Annotated in this window: 20 protein-coding genes; 14 read left to right on the top strand and 6 right to left on the bottom strand. The window is 73.5% G+C overall.

Annotation, left to right across the window (positions count from 1 at the left end; all coding sequences use genetic code 11):
* Nucleotides 1-32 precede the first annotated feature (32 nt).
* The 5 genes from ACYVIP_RS06315 (at nucleotide 33) to ACYVIP_RS06295 (ending at nucleotide 4,137) form a co-directional block, all read left to right on the top strand.
* Nucleotides 33-737, top strand: coding sequence for a TetR/AcrR family transcriptional regulator (locus ACYVIP_RS06315; protein WP_460393001.1), 705 nt, complete (start codon nucleotides 33-35; stop codon nucleotides 735-737).
* A gap of 117 nt (nucleotides 738-854) precedes the next feature.
* Complete coding sequence (locus ACYVIP_RS06310; protein WP_460392999.1) at nucleotides 855-1,607, top strand: SDR family NAD(P)-dependent oxidoreductase; 753 nt, start codon at nucleotides 855-857, stop codon at nucleotides 1,605-1,607.
* The gene (locus tag ACYVIP_RS06305) at nucleotides 1,604-2,401 is read left to right on the top strand and encodes an SDR family NAD(P)-dependent oxidoreductase (protein ID WP_460392997.1); all 798 of its coding nucleotides are present in this window, start codon (nucleotides 1,604-1,606) and stop codon (nucleotides 2,399-2,401) included. The genes ACYVIP_RS06310 and ACYVIP_RS06305 overlap by 4 nt, the downstream gene beginning before the upstream one ends.
* Before the next feature lie 12 nt (nucleotides 2,402-2,413).
* On the top strand, nucleotides 2,414-3,298 hold the full coding sequence (locus tag ACYVIP_RS06300) for a hydroxymethylglutaryl-CoA lyase (protein ID WP_460392995.1): 885 nt from the start codon (nucleotides 2,414-2,416) through the stop codon (nucleotides 3,296-3,298).
* Entirely contained in the window at nucleotides 3,295-4,137 is an 843-nt protein-coding gene (locus ACYVIP_RS06295) for an LLM class flavin-dependent oxidoreductase (RefSeq protein ID WP_460392993.1), read from the top strand. The genes ACYVIP_RS06300 and ACYVIP_RS06295 overlap by 4 nt, the downstream gene beginning before the upstream one ends.
* Nucleotides 4,138-4,185: 48 nt before the next feature.
* Here ACYVIP_RS06295 and ACYVIP_RS06290 read toward each other — a convergent pair whose 3' ends face one another.
* The 3 genes from ACYVIP_RS06290 to ACYVIP_RS06280 are packed head-to-tail and all read right to left on the bottom strand — an operon-like array spanning nucleotide 4,186 to nucleotide 6,391.
* Entirely contained in the window at nucleotides 4,186-5,097 is a 912-nt protein-coding gene (locus ACYVIP_RS06290) for an aldo/keto reductase (protein ID WP_460392991.1), read from the bottom strand.
* Nucleotides 5,094-5,609, bottom strand: a complete 516-nt coding sequence (locus ACYVIP_RS06285) for a hypothetical protein (RefSeq protein ID WP_460392988.1) — start codon at nucleotides 5,607-5,609, stop codon at nucleotides 5,094-5,096. The genes ACYVIP_RS06290 and ACYVIP_RS06285 overlap by 4 nt, the downstream gene beginning before the upstream one ends.
* A gap of 11 nt (nucleotides 5,610-5,620) precedes the next feature.
* Entirely contained in the window at nucleotides 5,621-6,391 is a 771-nt protein-coding gene (locus tag ACYVIP_RS06280) for an enoyl-CoA hydratase-related protein (RefSeq protein WP_460392985.1), read from the bottom strand.
* 95 nt (nucleotides 6,392-6,486) lie between these two features.
* Here ACYVIP_RS06280 and ACYVIP_RS06275 point away from each other — a divergent pair, with 95 nt between their 5' ends.
* The 9 genes from ACYVIP_RS06275 (at nucleotide 6,487) to ACYVIP_RS06235 (ending at nucleotide 16,433) form a co-directional block, all read left to right on the top strand.
* Nucleotides 6,487-7,647, top strand: a complete 1,161-nt coding sequence (locus tag ACYVIP_RS06275; protein WP_460392983.1) for an acyl-CoA dehydrogenase family protein — start codon at nucleotides 6,487-6,489, stop codon at nucleotides 7,645-7,647.
* Nucleotides 7,644-7,997 (top strand): hypothetical protein, encoded by a 354-nt coding sequence (locus ACYVIP_RS06270; protein ID WP_460392981.1) that lies wholly within the window; start codon nucleotides 7,644-7,646, stop codon nucleotides 7,995-7,997. Before ACYVIP_RS06275 ends, ACYVIP_RS06270 begins: the two co-directional genes overlap by 4 nt.
* A 1-nt stretch (nucleotide 7,998) precedes the next feature.
* Nucleotides 7,999-9,324, top strand: coding sequence for a phenylacetate--CoA ligase family protein (locus ACYVIP_RS06265; RefSeq protein ID WP_460392978.1), 1,326 nt, complete (start codon nucleotides 7,999-8,001; stop codon nucleotides 9,322-9,324).
* A complete protein-coding gene (locus ACYVIP_RS06260; protein ID WP_460392975.1) occupies nucleotides 9,314-10,492 on the top strand; it encodes a thiolase family protein in 1,179 nt (392 codons plus the stop codon). The genes ACYVIP_RS06265 and ACYVIP_RS06260 overlap by 11 nt, the downstream gene beginning before the upstream one ends.
* On the top strand, nucleotides 10,492-11,898 hold the full coding sequence (locus tag ACYVIP_RS06255; protein WP_460392973.1) for a 3-hydroxyacyl-CoA dehydrogenase family protein: 1,407 nt from the start codon (nucleotides 10,492-10,494) through the stop codon (nucleotides 11,896-11,898). The genes ACYVIP_RS06260 and ACYVIP_RS06255 overlap by 1 nt, the downstream gene beginning before the upstream one ends.
* On the top strand, nucleotides 11,891-12,640 hold the full coding sequence (locus ACYVIP_RS06250) for a CoA-transferase (RefSeq protein WP_460392971.1): 750 nt from the start codon (nucleotides 11,891-11,893) through the stop codon (nucleotides 12,638-12,640). Before ACYVIP_RS06255 ends, ACYVIP_RS06250 begins: the two co-directional genes overlap by 8 nt.
* A complete protein-coding gene (locus ACYVIP_RS06245; RefSeq protein ID WP_460392969.1) occupies nucleotides 12,637-13,377 on the top strand; it encodes a hypothetical protein in 741 nt (246 codons plus the stop codon). The genes ACYVIP_RS06250 and ACYVIP_RS06245 overlap by 4 nt, the downstream gene beginning before the upstream one ends.
* Entirely contained in the window at nucleotides 13,370-15,382 is a 2,013-nt protein-coding gene (locus ACYVIP_RS06240) for an acyl-CoA dehydrogenase family protein (protein ID WP_460392967.1), read from the top strand. The genes ACYVIP_RS06245 and ACYVIP_RS06240 overlap by 8 nt, the downstream gene beginning before the upstream one ends.
* Nucleotides 15,383-15,539: 157 nt before the next feature.
* The gene (locus tag ACYVIP_RS06235) at nucleotides 15,540-16,433 is read left to right on the top strand and encodes an SDR family NAD(P)-dependent oxidoreductase (protein ID WP_460392965.1); all 894 of its coding nucleotides are present in this window, start codon (nucleotides 15,540-15,542) and stop codon (nucleotides 16,431-16,433) included.
* 334 nt (nucleotides 16,434-16,767) lie between these two features.
* On the opposite strand, the gene ACYVIP_RS06230 is transcribed toward ACYVIP_RS06235, so the two are convergent.
* The 3 genes from ACYVIP_RS06230 to ACYVIP_RS06220 all read right to left on the bottom strand — a co-directional run bounded on the left by ACYVIP_RS06230 (nucleotide 16,768) and on the right by ACYVIP_RS06220 (nucleotide 20,568).
* Nucleotides 16,768-17,823: a glucose 1-dehydrogenase gene (locus ACYVIP_RS06230; RefSeq protein WP_460392963.1), complete on the bottom strand. Its 1,056-nt coding sequence runs from the start codon at nucleotides 17,821-17,823 to the stop codon at nucleotides 16,768-16,770.
* Nucleotides 17,824-17,877: 54 nt separating this feature from the next.
* Entirely contained in the window at nucleotides 17,878-18,456 is a 579-nt protein-coding gene (locus ACYVIP_RS06225) for a hypothetical protein (RefSeq protein ID WP_460392961.1), read from the bottom strand.
* A 90-nt stretch (nucleotides 18,457-18,546) separates the two neighbouring features.
* Entirely contained in the window at nucleotides 18,547-20,568 is a 2,022-nt protein-coding gene (locus ACYVIP_RS06220; RefSeq protein ID WP_460392959.1) for a beta-galactosidase, read from the bottom strand.

The following is a 20,568-nucleotide window of genomic DNA, read 5'->3' as shown; positions in this document are numbered from 1 at the left end:
GCGCCGTCGAGGACGAGGGAGTTCGATCCGCAGTGGCCGCGCCACGTCAACGCCGTACGCCGACCAGGTCGGGGTCCACGACCGGGGCCCCGCCGGCGAGCGACATCGCCCGGCGGCGGATGGAGCGCAGACAGGCCAGTGGCCGCCGGTCGGACGCGCGCTGGGCGGAGGTGCTCGCCGGGGCGGGCCGGGTGTTCACCCGGCTGGGCTACGGCCAGTCGACGCTGGAGGACGTCGCCGCCGAGGTCGGCATCAGCCGGGCGACCCTCTACTACTACGTCGGCACCAAGGAGGAGCTGCTCGTCGGGCTGCTGCACGACCCGATCGAGACGATGCGCACCCGGCTGGAGGAGGTCGCCGCCCAACCGGAGCCGGCGCCCCAGCGGCTGGCCTCGGCGCTGCGCGAGTACGTGCGCACCATGGCCGAGCTGCCGGAGCTGTTCATCTTCCTCAGCGAGAACGTCCACCAGGTGATGACCGGCCCGGAGGCCGACCACATCCGGGACAACGCCGACCGCTACGGCCGCACGCTCACCTCGGTCATCCAGAGCGGCGCGCGGGCGGGGGAGTTCCGCACGGACATCGACCCGCAGACGGCCGTGCTCGGCATCATCGGCATGTTCAACTGGATGCACCGCTGGTACAACCCGAAGGGCGACCGCAGCCTGGCCGACTTCGGCGAGGCCTTCATCGAGATGTCCTTGACCGCACTGGCTGTACCGCCTCCCCGGGCTTAGCAGTTCCCGTCGCGTTGAGTTGGTTTCCTCCGGTTGGGCACGTGTCGGTGGCTGGGTTGCGTTCCGTTCCCCCTGGGTGCGGGTGGCAGCCACTCGGCTCGTGCCGGCGGTGGCGTTGTGGGTGACGGAGGGCGTCGCCTGGTCGCGTTCGTGACGGGTGGTGGGCGGGGGATCGGGGCCGCCACCGCGCGCCGGCTGGCCAGGGAGGGGGTCCGGGTCGTGGTCGCCGACCGGGACGGCGAGGCCGCGCGGGTGGTCGCCGCGGAGGTCGACGGGCTCGCGGTCGAGGTCGACGTGGCCGACACCGCCGCGGTCGAGGCCGCGGTCGACCGGGCCGTGGAGTGGGGCGGCGGGCTGCACCTGGCCTACAACAACGCCGGGGTCACCGGGACTCGCGCCGGGCTGGCCGACTATCCCGACGACGTGTTCTGGCGGGTGCAGCGGGTCAACGTCGGCGGGGTGCTCGCGGGGATGCGGGCCCAGCTGCGGCACATGCTCGCCGCCGGCGGCGGGTCGATCGTCAACGCCGCGTCCGGCGCGGCCTTCGGCGGGGTCGCGCACTCGGCGGCCTACGTCGCCAGCAAGCACGCCATCGTCGGCCTGACCAGGACCGCCGCCGTCGAGTACGCGGCGCGTGGGGTCCGGGTGAACGCGGTCGCGCCCGGCCTGGTGCGCACCGGGCTGGTGGGCGAGATCGACCAATCGGCGTTCGCCGCCGCGCACCCCGTCGGGCGCCCGGCCGAACCGGAGGAGGTGGCCGAGGCCGTGTGGTGGTTGTTGGCCGGCGGCTCGTCGTTCGTCACCGGGACCGTGCTCCCGGTCGACGGCGGGCTGACCGCGCAGGTACCCGGACTGGTGGTGACCACGTGACCGTCGCGCCCCGGCCGACCGACGAGGAGTGCAGGGTGCTGCCCGCCGGCGCGCTGGCGGGGCGGACCGCGCTGGTGACCGGGGCGGGCTCGGGCATCGGCCGCGCGGTGTGCCTGCGGCTGCTGGAGCTGGGCGCGACGGTCGTCGGCGTCGGCAGGCGGGCCGAGCGGCTGGCCGAGACCGCCGAGCTTGCCGGCACCGACCGGTTCCGGCACACGGCGCTCAACATCAGGGACCGGGAGGCCGCGGCCGCGTTCGTCGCCGGACTCGGCGCGTTGGACCTGCTGGTGAACAACGCGGGCGGTCAGTTCGTCGCCCCGGCCGAGGAGATCTCCCGGCGCGGCTTCGACGCCGTGGTCGACCTCAACCTCACCGCGCAGGCGGCGTTGGTGGCCGCCGCGTACCCGGGGTTGGCCGCGCGGGGCGGGCGGGTGGTGACGCTGTCGCTGTCCGCGCCCGAGCGGGGCATCGCCGGCATCGCGCACTCGGCCGCCGCCCGCGCGGGGATGGCGGCGCTGACCTCGGCGTTGGCGCGGCAGTGGCGGGCGGACGGGATCCGGCTGTTCTGTCTCGCGCCGGGCACCGTGCTCACCGCCGGGGTCGGTGACGAGCTGCCGGCCGACGTGCTGGCGCGGATCGTGGCCACGACCCCGCTCGGCCGGGACACCACGCTCGCCGAGGTGGCCGAGTGGGTGGCCGCGCTCGGGAGCGGCGTCGCCGACGAGGTGAGCGGCACACTGTTCGAAGTGGACGGTGGGGCCGGGCTGGTCTCGGCCGCGTCCCTGATGGGCTAGGAGGGTGGGAGCATGATCGAGATCGTCGAGGTGTCGCCGCGGGACGGGCTGCAGAACGAGGACCGCACACTGTCCACAGCGGACAAACTGGAGCTGGTCGCGCGCGCCGCGCGGACCGGCGTGCGCCGCATCGAGGTGACCTCGTTCGTCCGGCCGGACCGGGTGCCACAGCTGGCCGACGCCGCCGAGGTGGTCGCCGCCCTCGCCGACAACGGAGTCGGCTACAGCGCGCTGGTGCTCAACGCGCGTGGCTACCAGCGGGCGGTGGCCGCCGGGATCCGTGAGGTGACCACGCTGGTGCTCGCCAGCGACACGTTCAGCCAACGCAACCAGGGCATGTCGACCGCCGAGGCGATCGCGGCGGTGCGCGACATCCGGGCGCGCGGGCGGGCCGACGGGGTGACGGTCGCGGTGACCATCGGCGCGTCGTTCGGCTGCCCGTTCGAGGGCGAGGTGCCCGACGAGCGGTTCCGCGCGGTCGCCGCCCAGGTGGCCGACCTGGACGCCGACGAGGTGTGTCTGGCCGACACGATCGGTGTCGCGGTGCCGTCGGACATCGAGCGGCGCTTCGGGGTGCTGGCGGAACTGGCGCCCGAGGTGCCGACGCGGGTGCACCTGCACGACACCCGCAACACCGGGGTGGCCAACGCGGTGGCCGCGGTGCGCAGCGGGGTGCGGGCGCTGGACGCGAGCCTCGGCGGGATCGGCGGGTGCCCGTTCGCGCCGGGGGCCTCGGGCAACGTGGCGACCGAGGACGTGGTGTACACGTTGCACCGCATGGGTTTTGACACCGGGCTGGACCTGGACGAGACCATCGAGCACGCGCGCTGGGTGACCGATCGGCTCGGCGTGCCGCTGTCCGGGCGGCTGGGCCGGGTCGGCGGTTTCCCTGGATGACCGTGCACGCGCTGCTCATCCCGAACGTCGGCTGGCCGGAACTCCGCGCGCGGGCACGACGGCTGGAGGATCTCGGCGTGGCGACCGTGTGGGTCGACGACCACGTGCTCAACCCGGCGCATCCGGAGCAGGCGTGGTTGGACGCGTGGAGTGTGCTGCCCGCGCTGGCCGGGGCGACCTCGCGGGTGCGACTGGGTCCGTTGGTGGCCAACGGGATTCTCCGGTCGCCCGCGGTGTTGGCGCGGCACGCGCTGTCGGTGGACCACATCTCCGGTGGCCGGCTTGAGCTGGGTCTCGGTTCCGGGTACGCGGCCGGGGACCACGCGGCGGCCGGGGTGGCGCCCGGCGCGCGGGCGGCCAGGTTCGCCGACCTGGTGTCCACTGTGGATGGTGCGCTGCGCGGGCGGGCCGTGGTCGACGGGTTTCCCGCGCTGGCGCCAGTTGAGCGACGGGTACCGCTGACGATCGCCGCGCACGGCCGGGCGGCGTTGCGGGTGGCCGCGGCCTACGCGGACCGGTGGGTGTCCTACGGCGGGTTCGGGCTCAGCGCCGAGGAGCATCTCGCGTTGACCCGCAGGCGGATCGCCGTGCTGGACGAGGAATGCGCCGCGGCCGGGCGGGTGGTGCGCCGGATGCTGCTCGCCGGTGGTCCCGCGGTCACCGCCGAGCCGCTCTGGCGATCCGTCGGCGCGGTTGAGGACTTCGTCGGGCGCTACCGGGAGGCCGGGATCGACGAGTTCACCTTCTACTACCCGCCCGGTCCGATGTGGACGGATCCGGCCGCGGACCGGGTGTTCACGGATTACCTGACCTGCCACGGTGTTCCCCGGCCTGGGTAAGTGCCCTGAATGCCTCATTCGGGACGGTGAACGTCGCCAATGCCTCATTCAGGGCATCGCGGCCGGGGGGTGCTCCAGGGCGGTCCACAGTGCTTCGGGGGTGGGCGCGGTGAGTAGGTCGAGGTTGCGGCGTACCTCGGCCGGCGACCGCATGCCCGTCACCACCCGGCGCACCGCCCGGTGTCGCAACGGAAACCGCAGTGCCGCCTGGGGGAGGGACACCCCGTGCTCCCGGCACACCGCCGCCATCGCCCGCACTCGGTCCAGCACCTGCGCCGGAACCGGCCGGTAGAGGTAGCTTGCCGACGGGTCCGGCTCGTCGGCGGCCAGCAGCCCGGAGTCGAACGGCGCCGCGGCCAGTACCCCAACGCCGGCCGCCAAACACTCGTCGAGCAGCCCGCCGGCGTCCCGGCGCGTGAGGCTCCACCCGTTGGCGATCATCACCACGTCCACGACCCCGAGGTCCACCAGCCGGCGCGCGGTCGGCACCGACGTGGTGCCCACCCCGACCGACCGCACCGTGCCGGCCGCCTGCAGCTCACGCAGCACCGGAAACGTCTCCGCCAGGGCGAGCTCGAGCTGGTCGTCCGGGTCGTGGACCAGCACCTCGTCCAGGTAGTCGGTGCCGAGCCGGGCCAGGCTCGCCGCCACCCCCTGCCGCACGGCCGCCGAGGTGAAGTCGAACAGCGGCTCCCGGCGCGCGCCGGGCTGGGCGGCATACGGGTCGGCGATCGCCATCCGCAGCCGGCCGACCTTGCTGGTCACCGAGACCGTCGCCCTCGGCCAGCCCCGCAACCCCTCACCGAGCAGCCGTTCGCCCGCGCCGTCGCCGTAGCTGGGGGCGGTGTCGAAATGCCGCACGCCACCGGCCAACGCCGCCGCGACCGCCGCCAGCGACTCCTCCCGGCCGGCATCGCCCCGCCCACCGATCGGACCACAGCCGAACGCCAGCGTGTTCATGTGAGCTGCCGCAGCTCGTGGTCGTAGGCGCTGGCCTGGTCCACTGTGGACCGGGCGGCGACCCGTAGCGAGCGCACCAGCAGTGCGGTCGCCGGGTCGGCCAGGCGCGCCGCCGCCTCCGTCGGGTCGCCGACGTGTGCCAGGCCGCTGGCCCGCAACGCCCGCGCGTCGAGCGACTCGGCGAACAGCAGCCCGCGCGCCGGCACCGCGCCGACCGCCCTCGGCAGCGACCAGGTCAACCCGAGCCCCAGCACGGCACTCGGCGACACCGACACCGTCACGTCATCGGCGACGAACCCCAAGGTCACCTCGGCCAGCAGCGCGAGGCCACCGGCGTCACAACGTCCACTCAGGACCGCGACGGTAGGTGTGCGCAGCGCGGCCAACCGGCGGAGGAACCCGCCGTCGACCTCGCGCACCCCGGCCGCCTCGAGCAACACCACGCCCTCGGCCGCGCGCAGCTCGGTCGCCGCCGCCTGCCAGTCCCGCGTGGACAGTCGAACAACGTTCATGGCGAACCCTCCTACCGGCCGGCGAACCGCGGTGCCCGCTTGTCCAGCAGCGCCGTGATCCCCTCGACGTGGTCGTCGCTGGTGAGCATCAGCAACAGCTGCTGGCGCTCGAACTCCAACGCCGCGCTCAGCGGCGACTCCTCCGACCGGCGCAGCGCCGCGCGTGCGGCCCGCACCGCGAGCGGACCGTTCGCGGCGATCTCCCCGGCCACCGCCGCCGCGGCGGCCACCACCCGCTCGGCCGGCACGATCCGGTGCACCAGACCGAGATCACGCGCCTCGAACGCGTCGACGGTCCGCCCGGTGAGCACCACCCCGGCCCCGGTATACCGCCCGGCCGCCCGCGCCCACCGCTGCGTGCCGCCCGCGCCGGGCACCAGCCCCAGCCTCACCTCCGGCTGGCCGAACACCGCGGTGTCGGCCGCCACCACCAGGTCCGCGCACAGCGCCAACTCGCACCCGCCGCCGAGCGCGAAGCCGGCGACCGCGGCGACCAGGACGGTCTCGACCGCGCCGATCCGCCGCCAGCTCACGCCTCTGGCCGACGCGGCGTACTCGACCGGCGAGATCGCCAGCAACTGCCGGACATCGGCGCCGGCGGCGAACAGCGTCGGCCCGCCGGTCAGCACGATCGCCCGCACGTCCGGCTCGGCGTCCAGGCGCTCCAGGGTGTCGGCGAGCTCGACGAGCAGGTCGGTGGACAGCGCGTTGCGGTTGGCCGGCGAGTCCAGCGTGACGATCGCGACGGCGGGATCAACGCGGCTGGTGGTGACCTTTCCCATGCGTGGCATCCCCTTGACTTCATTGGTCCCCTGTGTACGGTTGTCAGCATCTACGTCGACGTTGATTTTGGCAACCCGACAGAGGAGTCGCGGCCATGACGGTGCTGTGGGAACCGGCGCTGGACCCTGAGGCGGCGCACTGGCGCGAGTTGGCGCGCACGGTGGCCGCCGAACGGTTCGCGCCTCTTGCCGAGGAGTTGGACCGCGAGCAGCGCTACCCGGACGAGCACATCGCCACATTCGTGGAGATCGGGCTCGCCGGCATGCTCGTGCCCGCCGAGTACGGCGGGTCCGGGCTGTCGATGACCGCCATCTGCTCGGTGGTCGAGGAGGTCTCCGCCGCGTGCGCGTCGACCGGCGCGATCCTCGCCGCGCACGCACTGGGCGCGGTGCCGGTGCGCCTGGCCGGCACCGACGAACAGAAGCGCGCGGTGCTCGGCCCGCTACGGTCCGGTGAGGCGATCAGCTTCGCGCTCACCGAGGTGGGTGCCGGCAGCGACGCCGCGGCGATCCGCGCGGTCGCCGAGCCCGACGGCGACGGCTATCGGCTCTCCGGCGAGAAGATCTACATCGGCAACGGGGGCATCGCCACCCGCTACATCGTGTTCGCCAAGACCGATCCGGCCGCCGGCGCCCGGGGCATCACGGCGTTCATCGTGCCCGCCGACGCGCCGGGCGCGGTCGTCGACCGGATCGAGGACAAGATGGGCATCCGGGGCACCCGCACGAGCAACCTCAAGCTCGACAACGTGCGGGTCGAGGCGGACGCGGTGCTCGGCCAGGTCAACCGCGGCCTCAAGCTCGCGCTGCGCACGCTGGACCTCGGTCGGGTCACGGTCGCCGCGCAGGGCCTGGGCATCGCCTACGCGGCCTACCGGCTGGCCGCGGCCGAGGCGAGCAGGCGGGTCACCTTCGGCAAACCGGTCATCGAGAACCAGGGCATCGGGTTCCGGCTCGCGGACCTGGTCGTCGAGCTGTCCGCGGCCCGCATGCTGACCTACGAGGCGGCCGCGGCCTACGACGCCGGCCGCCCGGTGTCCATGCCCGGCGCGATGGCCAAGCTGTACACCAGCGAGGTGGCCCACCGCGCGGTCGATCTCGCGGTCCAGGTCTTCGGCGGGGACGGATACTGCAAGCCGTGCCCCGCCGAACGGCTCTACCGCGACCAACGGGTACTGGAGATCTACGAGGGCTCGTCGGAGATCCAGCGCCTGGTACTGGCCAGGGCCGTCGCCACCGAGGTCGAACAGGGGTGAGTGCGCGGGTTCAGGTTGTTGTCGAGGTCGGTGGGGACGGGTGGCTCACGGCCACCGCCACCGGCGGGGTCGCCCGTGGTCTCGGTGACGCGTTCGTCGCCGCCAGGGACGCGGTGCTGCGCCTGGCGCCCGGGGACGGGGTGCTGCTGCGGTGCACCACAGTGGACGCCCCGGCGCTCACCGGCGCGGTGACCTCACTGTGCCGGAGCCTGGCCAGGGAGGCGGCCGCGCGCGGTGTCCGGGTGAACGCCGTACTCGCCGGTCCGGAGTCCGATGTGGACTCGCTGGTCGCCTTTCTCGGTGGCCCGGCCGGCACCATGTGTACCGGCGCCGTGCTCGAGGCGGTCTGAAGTGGACACGCTGCACAACTGCGAGACCTGGTCGCCGGCCCGGCTGCGCGACCACCAGCTCACCCTGCTGCGCACCCAGCTCACCCGGGTGTACGCGTCGAGCCGGTACTACCGGCGGCAGTGGGACGAACTGGGCTGGCATCCCGCCCAACTGCGCGACCTCGCCGACCTCGCCGCCCTGCCGATCACCGAGAAGGCCGACTACCAGCGCTCGATTGACGAGCACCCGCCCTACGGCGACTTCCTCGCCGTACCAAGGGAAGACGTCGCCCGGGTGCACTTCTCCTCCGGTACCACCGGCAGTCCGACCCCGGTCGCCTGGACCGGCGCCGACCTCGACCGCTGGGCCGACCTCTACGCCCGCGCCGCCTACAGCCAGGGCGTGCGGCGCGGCGATGTCTACCAGTGCCTGTTCTCCTACGCCTGGTTCGTCGGCGGGCTCGGTGGCACGCTCGGCTACACCCGCCTCGGCGCGACGGTCATCCCCGGCGGCTCCGGCGACACCGAACGCCAACTCGACACGATCTTCCGCTACGGGACCACAGCGGTCGGCGGCACCCCGTCGTTCCTGCTGCACCTCGCCGCACGCGCCGACTCGCTTGGCAGACCCCTCGCCGAGTCGGGCGTGCGGCACGTGATGGTCGGCGGCGAGCCGGGCGGCGGGGTCGCGGCCACCCGCGCGCTGATCGAACGCGCGTGGGGCGCCCGCTGCCACGACGGTTACGGCTGTCTGGAGTTCCAGCCGATCGCCTGGGAGTGCGCCGCGCAGGCGGGTGGCCACCTGACGGAGGACTTCGTGTACGCCGAGGTCCTCGACCGGACCACCCGAAAGCCGGTGCCCGACGGCGAACCCGGTGTCCTGGTGCTGACCCATGTGGACAAACAGGCGTGCCCGCTGGTGCGGTGGTGGACCGGGGACGTCGTGGTTCGCGACCGCGGCACGTGTGCCTGCGGCCGCACGCACGCGCGGCTCGCCGGCGGCGTGCTCGGCCGGGCCGACGACATGCTCGTCGTGCGGGGCGTGAACGTCTTCCCGTCGGCGGTGGAGAACGTGGTGCGCCGCACGGTCGCGGACCTCACGGAGTTCCGCGTGGTCATCGACCCGGCGCTGGCCGACCCGGCCACCGGCTACCCGACCGCGTTGCGACTCCAGATCGAGTCCACTGTGGACGGCGTGGCTGGCAGGGTGGCCGCCGCGCTGCGGGCCGACCTGTCGGTCCGCGCGGTGGTCGACATCGTCGAGCCGGGGACCCTGCCCCGGACGACCCACAAGGCGCGGCGGGTTGTCCGCGCGAACGAGCCGGAGGTATCCCCGCGTGTCCCGTGACGTCCTGCTGCTCGGCTCCGTCCGTACGCCCAACGGGCGCTACGGCGGCGCGCTGCGCGAGACCCCCGTCGTCGAGCTGGCCACCCTGGCGGCCAGGGAAGCCGTTGCCCGGGCAGGGATCGGCCAGGAGCTGGTCGAGGAGATCGTGCTGGCCAACTGCCGGCAGGCCGGCAACGGGCCCAACCCCGGTCGGCAGGTGGCGCTGCGCGCGGGCTTCCCGGAGCGGGCCCCGGCCCAGACGGTCAACATGGCCTGCGCCTCCGGGCTCAAGGCGATCCAGCTGGCCTGGCAGTCGATCGCCACCGGCGAGGCGGACATCGTGGTGGCGGTGGCCGCCGAGTCGATGAGCACGATGCCCTATCTGGCCTCGGGTGCCCTGCGCTGGGGTGGCGTGCGCCGGGGTGACATCACGCTGGCCGACGGCTGGCGCGACGGCGGCACCGATCCGGTGTGCGGACTGAACATGGGCCAGACCGCGGAGAACATCGCCGAGCGCTACGGCATCGCGCGCGCGGATCAGGACGCGTGGTCGCTGCGCTGCCACCAGCGGGTCGCCGCCGCCTGGGAACACGGGTACTTCGCGAGCCAGGTGGTCGACGTGCCGCTGGCCGACGGCGATCTGCTCGACCGGGACGAGGGTTTCCGCACCGACACCACCGCCGAACGGCTCGCCAGGCTCAAGCCATCCTTTGTGGAGGGTGGGACGGTGACCGCGGGCAACGCCAGCCAGATGGCCGACGGCGCGGCCGCGGTCGTGCTGGCCAGCGCCGACGCGGTGGCCGCGCACGGGCTGGCTGCCCAGGGCAGGCTGCGCTCGTTCAGCGCGGTCGGGGTCGACCCGACGGTGATGGGGGTCGGGCCGACCTTCGCCGTGCCGAAGGCGTTGGCGCGCGCCGGGGTGTCGGCAGCCGACCTCGACCTGGTGGAGATCAACGAGGCGTTCGCCGCGCAGATCGTGCAGAACGTGCGGGAGCTGAAGCTGGACGAGGACCGGGTCAACGTCAACGGCGGCGGCATCGCGCTCGGCCATCCCACCGGGCAGAGCGGGTGCCGGCTGGTCGTCTCGCTGCTGCACGAGCTGGCCCGGCGGGACGGCGGTCTCGGCGTGGCGAGCCTGTGTGTCGGCGGCGGGCAGGGGGTCGCCGCGGTGATCGAGCGGGTGGCGTGATGAATGAGCTGTCGACGCTGCGGGTCGTGGTGGCCGGGCTGGGACCGATGGGCCGCGGCATCGCCAGGGTGTTCGCCGCCGCCGGCGCCTCGGTGTCCATTGTGGACGTCGATCGGGAGGCGACCGCGCGTGGGTACCACACCCTGATGGCGGAAGCCGATCCGCCGGTGACGGTGTCGACCGCGGCGAGCGTCGGGGACGCGGTCCGCGACGCCGACCTGTTCATCGAGGCCGTGGTGGAGCGGTTCGAGGCGAAGCGGGCGCTGCTGGCCGAGGTCCGCGCGGCCGGCAACGACCGGCTGGTGGTCGCCTCCAACACCTCCTCGCTGAGCATCGGCGAGCTCGGCGTGGCCTACGGCGACCCGGCGCGGGTGGTCGGGCTGCACTTCTTCAACCCACCGACCAGGATGCGGCTGGTGGAGATCATCCGGGGCGCGCGCACCGCCCCCGAGGTCCTCGCCTCGGTACGGGCCTGGGTCGACGGGCTTGGCAAGACCGCCGTGCTGTGCGCGGACTCCCCGAACTTCATCGTCAACCGGGTCTGCCGGCCGCTGTACTACGAGTCGCAGCTGCTGGTGACCCAGGGCATGACGCCCGAGGTGGTCGACGCGGCGGTGAAGGCCGCGCTCGGCCACCGGATGGGACCGCTGGAACTACTCGACTTCACCGGCCTGCACACCCATCTCGGCTCGTCGGAGACCGCGCTGCGGGAGTTCGGCGACCCGCGCTACCGGCCGATCCCGCTGACCCGCCAACTGGTGCGCGCCGGCACCACCGGCCGCGCCGCCGGTCGCGGCTACTACGACTACGCCGCCGGCAAACCACGGGCGGCGCAGGCGGCCGCGGTCCGTACCCCACAGTCCACAGCGGACACCGAGGTGCACGTGTACCGGGCGGTCGGGTGCACCCCCGAGGACGTCGCCGCCGTACGCGCGCTGGCCGCCGAGCACCGGGTGGTCGTCGACTCCTCGGCCGGCGGCTGGGTGGACCACCTGCCGCCCGGTGTGGGCTGGCTGCGGCTGCACCGCCTGGGAGAGCACACCTTCGCCGAGGTGGTAGCCGACGAGGTCGCCGGGATCGAGGGCGCCTACGACGCCGTCGACGCGCTCGGCGTCGCCTCCGTGCCGGTGCTCGCGCTGCCCGGCCTGGTGGTGGACCGGTTGGCGCACACCATGGTCAACGAGGCACTGACCCTGGTCGAGGAGGGCACCGCGGCCGCGGCGGACGTGGATCTCGCGCTGCGGCTGGGGATGAACCACCCGGTCGGCCCGCTGGCCTACCTCGACCGCACCGGACCGGATGAGGTGCTCGCCGGGCTGCGCGCACTGCTCGACGGTTTCGGCGACCCGAGGTACCGGCCGGCACAACTGTTGGTGCGCCAGGCGGCTGGCAGCCGCCGTGGGTGACCTGCCGAGCGCCGTCGCGTCCGTGCGCAGTGGCGACACCGTGTGGTTGGGCAACTTCGGCGCGCAGCTGTTCGCGGTCGGCGAGGAGCTCGTCCGGTCGGGCGTGCGCGACCTGCACGTGGTGGTCGCCTCCGGTGGCCTGCTGCTCGACCGGCTGATCGGTGCCGGGATCGTGGCCGAGGTGACCTTCGCGCACTGCTGGAGCGCGGTCGGCCCGGCGCCTGCCTGGCGGTTCCGCCGGGCCTGGCAGGAGGGGGCCGCCATCCGCTGGCACGAACTGCCGATGGGCGTGCTGGCCGCCGCGCTCGGGGCCGCCGCGCACGGCGTGCCGTTCGCGCCGGTCACCGTGCACCAGGACACCGGGTTCCTCGCCGACGGCTGGTCGGCCGGCATGCTGGCCACTGTGGACACACCGTTCGGCGCGGCCACCGTGGTCCGGGCGCTGCCGGTGGACGTCGCGTTCGTGCACGCCGCACTCGCCGGCGCCGACGGCGACTGCTCCTTCGGCGAGCCGTCCGGGGAGGCGCTGGCCGCGGCCGGGGCCGCGCGCCGGGTCGTCGTGGTGGCCGAGCGGATCGGGTCACCGGCCGAGGTCCGGGCGAGCGGGGTCGACCTGCTCGGCCTGCTCGTGGACACGGTGGTCGAGCTGCCGGGCGCGGTCGCGCCGGACGGCGTGCCCGGCCACTATCCGCGCGACGTCGCCGCCTATGTGTCCGCTGTGGACGCCGGGAGGTCGCGGTGAACGCCGACGTGCTCGACTTCCTGGTCCGCGCCGCCCGCGAGTTCCGCCGCACCGGCTGGGTGTTCACCGGCTTCCACTGGCCGGTGCTCGCCGGCGAGGTCGCCGCCCGTCTCGACGGCGCCACCCCGTCGTTCCGACAGCTGTTCGAGGCCGGGTTCGCCACCGAGGGCCCGGCCGACGAGCTGCCGACCTCGACCACCGACTTCGCCGCGTTCGGCTCGGCGATCACCTGGCGGGGCACCACCGGCGACGTCCTCGGCGCCCTGGTGCGCCGCGCGGACCTGGTGGTGCTCGACGCGGCGAACGTCGACCTCGATGGCCGGCTCAACTCCACCGCGATCGGCGACTACCGCGCGCCGAAGGTCCGGCTACCCGGGGGCGGTGGCGCGCCGGACGCGGCCGCCGGGGCGGGGGAGCTGCTGGTGCTCTACGGCGGCGCCGATCCCGGCCGCATCGTCGCGCACGTCGAGCACGTCACCGCCGCGCCGTCGGCCACCACCCGGGTCCGGCTGCTCACCAGATGGGGCACCGTCCGATTAGGACCGGCGCCGCAACTGCTGACCGCCGCGCGCGACGAGGCGGTGCTCACCGACCGGCTGCGCGCCCTTGGCGCCGGCACCACCGGCGCGCTGTTGGCGAAGGCGCCGACCGACGAGGAGCTGTCGGTGGCCGCCGCCGTCCTCACCGAGGCGGCGCAACGGGGATACCTGGTGGCACAGGAGGCCATACGTGGTTGACGAACTGGACGAGCTGCGCCGCGCGGTCCGCGAACTGGTGGCGTCCTGGGACTTCACGCCCAGCTGCGACTCCTGGATGCGCGGGCCCGATCCGGCGTTCACCCGAGAACTGGCCAAACGTGGCCTGATCGGCATCACCTGGCCAAAGCCGCTGGGTGGTGGCCGGTCCAACCTGGCGCGGCTGGTGGTCACCGAGGAACTGCTGCGCGCGGGCGCACCCGTTGGCGCGCACTGGATCGCCGACCGGCAGATCGGCCCGGCCATCCTGCGCAACGGTTCGCCCGAGCTGCGGGCCGACATCCTGCCCGGCATCGCCGCCGGCGAGGTGACGTTCTGCCTAGGCATGAGCGAGACCGAGGCCGGCTCGGACCTCGCGTCCGTGCGCACCAGGGCGGTCCGCGACGGTGACGGCTGGCGGGTCACGGGTAGCAAGATCTGGACCACCGGCGCACACCACGCCACGCACGCCTATGTGTTGGCGCGCACCGAGGACGCCGCCGACAAACACGCCGGCCTGTCCGAGTTCGTGCTCGAGATGAGCGCGCCGGGGGTGTCCGTGCGGCCGATCGAGGACCTCGGCGGGGAGCACCACTTCAACGAGGTGGTGTTCGACGGGGTCTTCGTGCCGGGCAACCGGATCATCGGCGCCGAGGGCGCCGGCTGGCAGCAGGTGACCGAGCAGCTGTCCTTCGAGCGCGGCGGATTGGAACGGGTGTTGTCGACCTATCCGGTGCTCGCCGGTCTGGTCGACCGCCCGCTCGACACCGACGGCCGGGTGGCGGTCGGCACGCTGGCGGCGCGGCTGCTCACCTTGCGCGAGTTGGGATGCCGGGTCGCCGCGTCGATGGACGCCGGCCGGGCCCCGGCGGGCGAGGCGGCGGTGCTGAAGTACCTCGGCACCACCTTCGAACGCGACGTCGTGGACGTGGCGCGCACGGTGACCGAGGAGGTCCCCGCGTTGCGGGGCACGGGATTCGCCGGCCTGCTCGCCCAGGCCCAGCTGGCGGCGCCCGGGTTCGCCATCCGCGGCGGCACCGACGAGATGCTGCTGACCGTGGTCTCCCGCCAGGCCCCGCCGCCGGAGATCGACGAGATCGGCCGGATGGCCGACGACGTGTTCGCCTCGGCCACCGACCCATGGGCCACCGCGGTCGACCTCGGCTGGACGGCCGTCGGCGTCGCCGAGGAGGACGGCGGCTCCGGCGGGACGTTCGCCGACCTCGCCGGGCTGGTGCGCGCCGCCGGCCGGCACGCGCACGCGCTGCCGCTCGCCGAGGTGGCGCTGGCCCGCACGCTGTTCGCCGAGCCGGCGGTGGCCGCCGTCGCCGCGGACCTGACGGTGATCGACGGCCGGGTCCGCGCCAGTGCGGACGTCGGCTGGCCGGAGCTGACCGGCGCGGCCGTGCTGATCGGCCGGGACGTCGCCGCCCGCGTTGACCTGTCGACGGTCACCGGCCGGCCGTGGCGCGGGCTGGCCGGCCAGCCCCGCACCAGGATCGAGCTGGCCGGCCCGGCCGAGGTGGTGCCGTTGCCGGCGGACGCCGAGCTGGCGGCCCGGCTGACCGTGCTGCGGGTGCACACCGCGCTGGGCGCGGTGGAGGGCGTGTGCCGGCTGACCCGCGAGCACGTGACCACAAGGGTGCAGTTCGGCCGCCCGCTGGCCCGCCTGCAGGCGGTGGCGCACCGGCTGGCGGAGATGGAGTGCGCGCGGGTGCTGCTCGAGGTCGCCGCGGCCGCCGCGGTGGGCCTGGACCCGGCGCGGGTGGCGGCCGCCGCTGTCCTGCTCGAGTCGGTGGCCACCACGGTCGCGCGGCTGGCCCACCAACTGCACGGCGCGATGGGCATCACCCGGGAGAGCCCGCTGCACCGGTACACCACGCTGCTGTGGTCCACCCGCGACGAGAACGGGCCGGCGCGGCGCTGGGCCCGGCAGCTGCACGACCTCACCTGCGCAGACGCGGACGCCCTGTGGCGGGCCGTCACCACCGGAGGCGGTCAGCCATGAGACACCTGCTGTCAACCTCAGGATCGAGGTCATGCCGAGGGCTTCTCAACCGCGCCTCAGGGGAACGTGACGCAGACCAGCCACAAGTACGTGCCCAGACAGTGCCCGCTGTCGCCAACGCGACCAACACAGTGAAACGCGGGGAGGCGGAACTGTCATGAGCCTGTTCGCCGACCACGCGGTGATCATCACTGGCGCGGGCCGTGGTCTTGGTGCGGCCTATGCCGTCGACCTGGCGGCCAACGGCGCGTCGGTGGTGGTCAACGACATCGACCGGGACGAGGCGGCGGCGGTGGTCGCGCGGATCACCGCCGCCGGCGGGGCCGGGTTGGTCAGCGGGCACGACGTGACCGACCCGGACGAGGTCGACGCGCTCGTATCGTCCTGTGTGGACACTTTCGGCCGGCTGGACGGTCTGGTCAACAACGCCGGGCTGTACCACGAGTCCGCGCCCTGGGAGGAGAACGCGGCCGCGATCCGGCGGGCGGTCTCGGTGAACGTGCTCGGCGCGCTGTACTGCCAGGCGGCCGCGAGCGCGGTGATGCTGGCCGGCGGTGGCGGGGCGATCGTGAACGCCTCCTCCGGCGGCATGTTCGGCTTCCCCCGGGTGTCCACCTACGCCGCGACCAAGGGCGCGTTGGCCGCCATGACCTACAGTTCCGCACTCGACCTGGAGGCCGCCGGCATCCGGGTCAACGCCATCTCGCCGATGGCGCTGACCAGGATGACCGCGAACGCGCTCGGCCGCGACCATCAACCGTCCACACAGGACACGCCGCCGCTCGCCGGGATCGAGGACAAGCCGCCGGCGGCTATCGCGCCACTGGTGACCTTCCTGCTGAGCGACCTGGCCGCCGGGATCACCGGCCAGTTCTTCCGCTTCGACGGCCGGCGCATCTCAGTGGTGACCACCTCGGCGTTCGCCGACCACCCGCACGTCACTGCCGAACACTGGGACCCGACGACCATCGCCACCGCGGTCGACGGCCCGCTCGCCCAGCACCTGCAGCCCTACGGCGTCGAACGCCGCACCCCACCCCGCATCCGCTGATCCGGTGACCCCCTAACGGGTGACGGCCGCCGTTTGTCCGGGGGTCGGGCGGGTAGCCGCTGCGGTGAAGGGTGAGGGGGTCATCGTCATGGCCTGGTTCAGGGCGACGTTGACACGGCTGACGGTTGCGGAGATCGTCCACTTCACGTTGGCGGTGGCAAGTCCAGAGACCGAGGTCGACCATCTGCTCGTCGTACTGGTGGTCTTCTTCGTGGCTGGCCCGCCTCCCCGGGATTAAAAGTGTCCGTTGAGTTGGTTGGTGGCCGGCGGTTCGGTGGTTGTCGGTGGCTGGGTTGCGTTCCGTTCCCCTTGGGTGCGGTTGGCGGCCACGCACTTACTGGTCGGTGAGCGTGATGACCGCCTTGATGTCCTCGGGGCCTGCATGGAACGCGTCGGTGAAGCGGTCCAGTGGGACCCGCCGGGTGAGCAGTTGGGCCAGCCAGTCGAGGTCGGCCTTGGCCAGCGCGTCCGCGGCCATGCGGTAGTGGTCGAGGTTGGCGTTGACCGACCCGACGATGACGTCGTTCTCCAGCACGACGTCCCGGTTGAGCGCGCCCGCGTCGACGTCGATCCGGTAGCCGGCGGTGGACACCCCGGTCAGGCAGGTGACGCCGTAGGGCGCGGTGTGCGCCATCGCGTCGAAGACCACCTGCCCGGACCCGGTCGCCTCGATCACCACGTCCGGCCGCAGCCGCGCGGCCACCTTCGCGGCCGGCTCGTGGTGGTAGGTCGCGCCCAGCGCCTCGACCAGGCGTGGCTTCACACCGTCGCGCACCCGGTCAAGGACGTGCACCTCGAGCCCCCGCTGCACGCCGAGCAGCGCCGCGAGCAGGCCGATCGGCCCCGCCCCGGTCACCAGCGCCCGCGTCGGCTCGAACCAGGCGCGCTCACCGGCAAGAAACACCTGGTCCCACGCCTTGGCCACGATGCTCGTCGGCTCCATCAGCACCCCGGTCTCACCGAGGCGCTGGTCCAGGACCACGGCGTAGGCCGCCGGCACACACCACAGCTGGCTGCCGAACCCGTCGAGCTCCTTGATCCCACACTCGGTGTAGCGGCCGTTGCGGCACATGTCGAACTGGCCGCGGGCACACGCGCCGCAGGGCACCGGGTCCGGCCGGCGCACCACGCCCGCCACCAGGTCACCCTCGGCGATGTGGCTGGTGGCCGGCGCCCGGCGGACCCGCCCGAGGGACTCGTGCCCGATCACCAGCCGGTCCTGGCCCGGCGGCGCCCAGCCGTACTCGCCGTCGGCGATCTCCCGGTCGGTGCCGCACACGCCGAGCGTGAGCCCTTCGACCAGCAGTTCGTCGGGTGCCGGGTCCGGGTCGGGTAGTTCGGTGACCGTCAGGGAGCCGGCGCGGCCGGGCTCGATCGTCAACGCACGCATGACCGCCGGTTACCCGCTCGCGCGGGCGTCACGCCGCCGGTCAGCCTGCCGGGTTCAGTCCGCCCGGTTGACGGCGAACGCCTCGCAGGTCGAGGAGAGCACGTCGCCGGTCATGGCGTCCATGCCCGGCTCGACCTCGCTGGTCACCTCGAGATCCACCATGAGGTAGTCTGCGGGTTGGTCGATCCACTTCTCCTGCCGGAACACCAGCCGGTTGCCGGAGTACTTGCCGACCATCTGGTAGCTGCCGGCCAGGGCCTCGGGGTTCTCCGGGAGCGGGAAGAACTCGAACACGACCGCGACCGACTTGTCGTCGGCCGGTTCGATGGTGAGGGTCAGCCCGGTCACGCCCTGGCCGCAGGTGTACTCGCCCTCCCAGGTGCCGACCAGCGGCTCCAGCTCGCCATCGCCGGCGCCCGCGGACGGGCCGCTCGTCGCCGACGGGAACGGCGGTTCGTCATCCGGCTCGTCGTCCGGCTCCTCGGCCGGCGAGGTGCGTTCCGACCTGCTCGGACGGTCGTCGCCGCCGGCGCCCGCGCTCGGCGTGCCGGCGACGGGTTGGCTGCAGGCCGCGGCGAGCAGCAGCGCCGGCACCAACGGCGCCAGCCAGCGACGAAGTGCTCTGTCGGTCATCGGGTACCTGGCTCCAGGGCGTACGGGTTCCAGTGGACGGTGACATCTTGCCCGGTCGGTCGCCGCACGATTACCTGATCGGCGTAATCGTCACCGACTCTCCGTGATGCCCCGCTCACCTCCTGGCAGCCTGGCGATCAGCACGCCGCGGCGCGCGAGCTCGACCGGCCCGGTCAGCTCGACCCCACCGAGGACGTCCCACGCGCCGGCCGGTACCGGCACGGTCACGCCGAACATGTTGTGGTTGAGCAGGAACAGGTAGCGGTCGCCGGTCCCGGCGCGCCGCACGGTCGCCTCCACCCCGGCCGGCGCCCCGGCGAGCGTCGGCGCCACCCCGGCGTGGTCGGCGGCCTGCCGCAGCAGGGTGCCCATGGTGGCCGGATCCGGGCGGGTGCCCAGGTAGTACGCCACCCCGGCGCCGTAGTCGTGCCGGGTGACCGCCGGCAGGCCGGCCAGCTCACCGTCGGCGAAGGTGGCCAGCGCCTCGGCGCCCTCCAACGCGATCCACTCCGACCACAGCGAACCCGAGCCGCCTCGGCCGTCGGTGAGTGCCAGACCCACCTCGCCGTCCGGTGCCAGCGGCCAGAACTCCTCGACGTGCACACCGAGCAGCTCCCGCAGCGGCGCCGGGTACCCGCCGAGATGGATCCGGTCGCACTCGTCGACGATGCCGGAGAAGAACGAGATCACCAGGTGTCCGCCGGCGTGCACGTAGCGCGCCAGGTTCGCCGCGGTGGCCTCGTCGACCAGGTACAGGTTCGGCACGACCACCAGCCGGTAGCCGGACAGGTCGGCGCCGGGGTGCACGACGTCGGTGGTGATCCGGCTCTCCCACAGCGGCCGGTAGTGCGCGAGGTTGGCCTCCTGCTGGCGCAGGTCGGTCGCCGGGTGCGAGTCGGTCTCCAGTGCCCACCAGCTCGACCAGTCCATGGCCACCGCCGCCGTGGCCTCCACCCGGCTGCCGAGCAGTTCGGTCAGGCCGGCCAGCTCCGCGCCGAGCCCGGCCACCTCGCGGAAGGTCCTGGTGTCCTTGCCGGCGTGCGGCACCATCGCCGAGTGGAACCGCTCGGCGCCGCCCCTGGACTGCCGCCACTGGAAGTACAGCACCGAGTCCGAGCCGCGGGCGACGGCCTGGTAGCTCCACAGCCGCATCAGGCCGGGACCCTTGGGCGCGTTGCGGTCCCGCCAGTTCACCGCGCTGGGCGCCTGTTCCATCAGCAGCCACGGCGCGCCGTCGCGCAGCGAGCGCATCAGGTCGTAGTTGAACGCGACCTCGACGTGGGTGCCGGGGTCGTGCGGGTCGGGGTAGGAGTCGTGCGAGATCACGTCCTGGTGTGGTGCCCAGGCGAAGAAGTCGACCGGCTTCCACACCCCCAGCAGGTTGGTGGTCACCGGCACGTCAGGGGAGTGCCGGCGGATGATCTCCTTCTCCAGCAGGAAACAGTCGAGCAGCGCGTCGGAGGAGAACCGCTGGAAGTCCAGCTGCTGGGCGGGGTTGGCGATGGCCGGGTTCGTCCTCGGCGGGTGTACCTCGTCGAGGGCGTCGTAGCGCTGCGACCAGAAGGCCGTCGACCAGGCCTCGTTGAGCCCGTGCACGTCGCCATAGCGCGCGGCCAGCCAGTCACGGAAGGCCGTCGCGGACGCCTCACAGTAGCAAGTGGACACATGGCAGCCGTACTCGTTGCCGATGTGCCACAACGCGAGCGCCGGATGGCCGGCGTAGCGCCGCGCCAGCCGCTCGACCAACCGGCCGGCGTGCTCGCGGTACACCGGGCTGGACGGGCAGTAGTGCTGGCGCCCACCCGGCCACAGGATGGTGCCGTCGGCGCGGCGCGGCAGGGTCTCCGGCGCGAGCTTGGCCAGCCAGGGCGGCGGGGAGGCCGTCATGGTCGCCAGGCACACGGCGATGTCGTTGTCCGCCAGGAGGTCCATCACCCGGTCGAACCAGCCGAAGTCGTACTCGCCCGGCCGGGCCTCGACGTTGGCCCAGGAGAAGATGCCAAGGCTCACCATGGTGACGCCCGCCTCGCGCATGAGCGCGAGGTCCTCGTGCCACACCGACTCCGGCCACTGCTCGGGGTTGTAGTCCCCGCCGAACGAGAACCTTGTCAT

The organism is Actinophytocola sediminis (assembly GCF_054779715.1).
The sequence above is the reverse complement of the archived record's forward strand: the minus strand, read 5'-3'. Positions and strand labels throughout refer to the sequence as shown.

Bases quoted from the DNA above. Each gene is read 5' to 3' on its own strand.
- ACYVIP_RS06300 (WP_460392995.1), top strand. From the start codon at position 2,414: ATGATCGAGATCGTCGAGGTGTCGCCGCGGGACGGGCTGCAGAACGAG.
- ACYVIP_RS06295 (WP_460392993.1), top strand. From the start codon at position 3,295: ATGACCGTGCACGCGCTGCTCATCCCGAACGTCGGCTGGCCGGAACTC.
- ACYVIP_RS06290 (WP_460392991.1), bottom strand. From the start codon at position 5,097: ATGAACACGCTGGCGTTCGGCTGTGGTCCGATCGGTGGGCGGGGCGAT.
- ACYVIP_RS06285 (WP_460392988.1), bottom strand. From the start codon at position 5,609: ATGAACGTTGTTCGACTGTCCACGCGGGACTGGCAGGCGGCGGCGACC.
- ACYVIP_RS06280 (WP_460392985.1), bottom strand. From the start codon at position 6,391: ATGGGAAAGGTCACCACCAGCCGCGTTGATCCCGCCGTCGCGATCGTC.
- ACYVIP_RS06275 (WP_460392983.1), top strand. From the start codon at position 6,487: ATGACGGTGCTGTGGGAACCGGCGCTGGACCCTGAGGCGGCGCACTGG.
- ACYVIP_RS06255 (WP_460392973.1), top strand. From the start codon at position 10,492: ATGAATGAGCTGTCGACGCTGCGGGTCGTGGTGGCCGGGCTGGGACCG.
- ACYVIP_RS06235 (WP_460392965.1), top strand. From the start codon at position 15,540: ATGAGCCTGTTCGCCGACCACGCGGTGATCATCACTGGCGCGGGCCGT.
- ACYVIP_RS06230 (WP_460392963.1), bottom strand. From the start codon at position 17,823: ATGCGTGCGTTGACGATCGAGCCCGGCCGCGCCGGCTCCCTGACGGTC.
- ACYVIP_RS06225 (WP_460392961.1), bottom strand. From the start codon at position 18,456: ATGACCGACAGAGCACTTCGTCGCTGGCTGGCGCCGTTGGTGCCGGCG.
- ACYVIP_RS06220 (WP_460392959.1), bottom strand. From the start codon at position 20,568: ATGACAAGGTTCTCGTTCGGCGGGGACTACAACCCCGAGCAGTGGCCG.